This window comes from uncultured Campylobacter sp. (assembly GCF_938045465.1).
Taxonomy (GTDB): domain Bacteria; phylum Campylobacterota; class Campylobacteria; order Campylobacterales; family Campylobacteraceae; genus Campylobacter_B.
In genome coordinates this window covers 1-3,763 of the sequence record NZ_CALIBF010000215.1, presented here as the reverse complement: position 1 = coordinate 3,763, position 3,763 = coordinate 1, and the positions used below count along the sequence as shown (strand labels likewise).

Here is a 3,763-nt window from a genome sequence, read left to right as displayed (position 1 = left end):
AGCGCAACCTTGCCATGGTTGATGTCGCGAGTTCGACTCTCGTTTCCCGCTCCATCTTAACTTCAAATTTTAAAATTCCTTCCGCCGCGTTTGTTTTTAAACCACAAAATTTCGATATGAAAGCCTTGAAATGAAAATTTTAGTTTGCGTAAGCGGCGCCAGTTTTTGTGAGATCGGGCTTGATCTGCTTAAATTTCTTGCCAGCTCACCGCATGAAATTCACGCCGTGCTTACGCAGGGCGCGCGCCGCGTTCTACGCGCTGAAAGCGGCATAGACGCGGACGAGGTCTTAAAATCCACGGAATTTATGAGTGTAAAATTTTATCCCGATACCGATCTGGGTGCGCCGCCCGCTTCAGGCTCCTTTGGCATTGATGCAGTGATCTTTGCGCCCTGCTCTATCGGCTCTTTGGCTAAAATTTACGGCGGGCTTTGCGACAGCCTAAGCACGCGCGCCGCCGCAGTCGCGCTAAAAGAGCAAAAGCGGCTAGTTCTTGGCGTGCGTGAGATGCCGCTTTCTGCGATCAGCCTGCGACAAATGAGCGAGCTAGCCGCGCTAGGCGTCATCATCGCTCCGCCCGTGATCGCAGGCTACTGCGGCGTGCAAAATTTAAAAAATTTCATAATCGGCAAGTGGTGCGACGCGCTGGGCGTGCAAAACGAGCTGTTTAAGAGGTGGCAATAATGCAAAACTCAAGAAAATGTATCTATCCGGGCACTTTCGATCCTATTACGAACGGCCATCTGGACGTAATCAAGCGCGCGCTGGGGCTTTTTGATGAAGTCATCGTCGCAGTCGCGCTAAACGAGAGCAAAAAGCCCTACTTCAGCCTAAAATCCAGACTAGAGATGGCGCGAGCCGCGACACGCGGGCTTCGTGGCGTGAGCGTGCAAAGCTTTGATAATCTGCTCGTGGATTTTGCTAAATCTTGCGGCGTGCGCTTCGTTATCCGCGGACTCCGCGCGGTTAGCGACTTTGAGTACGAGCTGCAGATCGGCTATGCAAACGCCTCGCTATGGGAGAAATTTGAGAGCGTGTATTTGATGCCGACGCTCAAAAACGCCTTCATCTCAAGCTCGATTGTCCGCTCCGTTTTGAGCCACGGCGGCGACGTTTCGCACCTCGTGCCGAGCGAAATTTTAAAATTTTTAAAAAAATGAGCTTGCAAGCGACTAAAATTTAGCCCGCAGGCGCAGCTAAATTTAAAATTTACAAACCACACGGGAGATAAAATGAGCGAAGCAATGGATGAGATAGAAAGACTGCGAACGTTTTTAAAAAGCGTGAGAGATGAATACAAAGCCTTACATAAAATAGCCGAAGCGCAGGCCGTAAGCAGGCGCTGGGCGTCGGACGAGTATATCAATTTAGAGCCGTTTTATTTCGAATATAACCGCTTCTTTAAGGGCAAAATTTTAAAAACTAAACCAAAAAAGATCGTAAACGCCTACGAATACGGCTTTGACGCGCAAGATCGCGTCGTTTTTGAAAGACAACATGACGACAAAAAACATTTCTTTGAAAACCTTTATTTTTGGGGGCGGGACGAAGTTTTAAAATATCATTTCGGTTGCTACAATAAAAGATGCGTAGGATGCTTCAATATAAAAAGATTTATCTATGAGGATGGCGAGCTAAAGTCCATCTACTCGGCCTTTGACAACAACGCCTATGGGATAGAAAATTTTACTTACGAAGGCGGCAAACTCGCACAAAGACGGGAGTATGTAGAGCACCCTCGCGCAGGCAGAAGAAATGACGTAACAAACTATGAATTTGACGCAATGGGCGAGCTGAGCTTAATAACTGAAAATGGCTATGTGCGCTATCAAAAGCCCGATAAGGATATGAGCTACAAAAAGCTCTATGAGCTCGCCGCGCATAGGCTGCTGCCCGCGATTAAAGAGACGATCAAAAAGCATGCGCCAGACTGCAAGCTCTACTGCATAAATTTAGCTTGCGACAATAGGAGTTTGCCGCCAATCATCGGATTCGGCTCGCAAGAACAGCGCGCGCAGTGGCTTGCACGAAAGGACGGCTGGCTTCTTTGGCTAGTTCCTGATTACGAGTTTCGAGCCGAGGTCGAAGTAGACTACGAAACGGCGAAAATTTTTGATCTTTTCAATCAGGAAACGCAGCTAAATGATAAATATGCGCAGGCTAAAAAGCTTATTTGGGAGTGCGTGAAGCAGCTTAAAGCAGATCTTGGCGAATTTGCGCTCGATATGACGGAGGATTTTACGATCACGGCTACCGATTGCGATCTTGGCGATCTGCAGAAAAATTTCATAGCAATAAATCCAGAGCTTGTAAGCACGTATAAGGGCAAAATTTAAAATTTCATCGTTACGATTTTCTCATCGCACATAGCGTTTTGCCCGCCCGCACCGCTAGGTAATGCGCCCCACTCTGCATAACGCCGCCCTGCTCCGCCCGAAGTGCCGCCCATTCCATCTAACGCCATCCGCTTCGCAAAGCACATATCCTACCATGTATATAATGGCGCCCTACCTCGCCCGATGTGCCATTCTATCCGCACGGCGCGCCGTCTTTATCGGCTGACGCCCTACTCCGCTCCGCTCGGTACGCGCTCCTTAAGCGCAAATTTACTCGCCTGCTGTTATGCGGCTCATCCGTCCGAGCGCTAAAATTTAACCGCGAGCCGTGCTGCAAAAAGCAGGAGCCGAGCAACAAAGCGCCCGATAAAATTTTACGCCGAAAGATCAAAAGAGGCTCGTACAAGCTCGCGCAAAAGCCCGATTTAGGGTCTAAATTTTACGCCAGGTTGTTAAAAAAGCCGCTATTTAGCTATAAGCTTGTAAAATAGCGCACAAATTTAAAGGCAAAAAATGTATGTAATATTCGAAGGTATCGACGGCGTGGGCAAAAGCACGCAGATAGCGCGACTGGCGGCGATTTTTCCGCAGGCGATCGTGACTAAGGAGCCCGGCGGCACGAAGCTCGGCGAGGCGGTGCGAAGCCTCGTTTTGGGCGAGGATTTTAAGTGGCGGCGCGGCAGCGTAAATCTGCGCGAGGCCTGCGGCGAAATTTCAAAGCGCGCCGAGCTGCTTTTGTTTCTCGCAGACCGCGCCGAGCACTACGAGCGCGTGATAAAGGGCGGCGCGGACAGGCTCGTGCTAAGCGATCGCGGCTTCATCTCGGGGCTTGCCTATGCGCTGGCAAACGACGAAAACGCGGATATTAGCGAGCTTATCGCGCTTAATAAATTTGCGCTTGGGGGCAAATTCGCAGATAAAATCGTGCTGTTTTCGGCGGACGAACAGCTCATCGGGCATCGGCTCAAAACGCGCGCTAACAGCGATATAATCGAGGCTCGCGGGCTGAGATACCTAATGCGCGTGCAAGATCTTATGGCGCAGGCATGCAAGGCGTGCGGCGTTGAGACCCTGCAAATCGACGCCGCACAATCCGAAGAAGCAATCTGCGATCAGATAAAAGATTTCATACTTTCTTAAAATTTTAAGACGTGTAATTTTGCCGCGGGAATTGATTTCTAAGCTCTGCCGTGAAATTTTAGCTATGGAATTCCGCCCATAAAATTTCATCTCCTAATTTCGTTATGGAATTTTACAGGAGAGATTCTAGGTAAAATTTCATGGGCGAAATTTGTTTTATAATTTCGCAGTAAAATTTAGCCACGGAATTCTGTCTTAAAATTCCGCCATAGACCGAAAGGGCGCGGGATTTCATAAGCGAAATCTTGCACGGAATTTTAAGCCACGGATTTGCGGGTGGAATTCC

General features: G+C 48.9%; 5 protein-coding genes. 4 read left to right on the top strand and 1 reads right to left on the bottom strand.

All coding sequences use genetic code 11. From position 1 onward, the window contains the following. The first annotated feature begins 130 nt into the window (after window positions 1–130). The 3 genes from Q0413_RS11115 to Q0413_RS11105 all read left to right on the top strand — a co-directional run bounded on the left by Q0413_RS11115 (window position 131) and on the right by Q0413_RS11105 (window position 2,337). Entirely contained in the window at window positions 131–685 is a 555-nt protein-coding gene (locus tag Q0413_RS11115) for a UbiX family flavin prenyltransferase (RefSeq protein WP_298060862.1), read from the top strand. Beyond that, window positions 685–1,161, top strand: a complete 477-nt coding sequence (gene coaD / locus Q0413_RS11110; protein ID WP_295151818.1) for a pantetheine-phosphate adenylyltransferase — start codon at window positions 685–687, stop codon at window positions 1,159–1,161. Before Q0413_RS11115 ends, coaD begins: the two co-directional genes overlap by 1 nt. Before the next feature lie 72 nt (window positions 1,162–1,233). After that, entirely contained in the window at window positions 1,234–2,337 is a 1,104-nt protein-coding gene (locus Q0413_RS11105; RefSeq protein ID WP_298990540.1) for a hypothetical protein, read from the top strand. Here the strand turns inward: Q0413_RS11105 and Q0413_RS11100 are convergent. Continuing rightward, a complete protein-coding gene (locus tag Q0413_RS11100) occupies window positions 2,334–2,483 on the bottom strand; it encodes a hypothetical protein (protein ID WP_298990537.1) in 150 nt (49 codons plus the stop codon). The genes Q0413_RS11105 and Q0413_RS11100 overlap by 4 nt on opposite strands. Before the next feature lie 367 nt (window positions 2,484–2,850). Here Q0413_RS11100 and tmk point away from each other — a divergent pair, with 367 nt between their 5' ends. After that, window positions 2,851–3,477 carry a dTMP kinase gene (gene tmk, locus Q0413_RS11095; RefSeq protein WP_298990534.1) on the top strand — a complete coding sequence of 209 codons (627 nt, stop codon included), beginning with the start codon at window positions 2,851–2,853 and terminating at the stop codon, window positions 3,475–3,477. Window positions 3,478–3,763 lie beyond the last annotated feature (286 nt).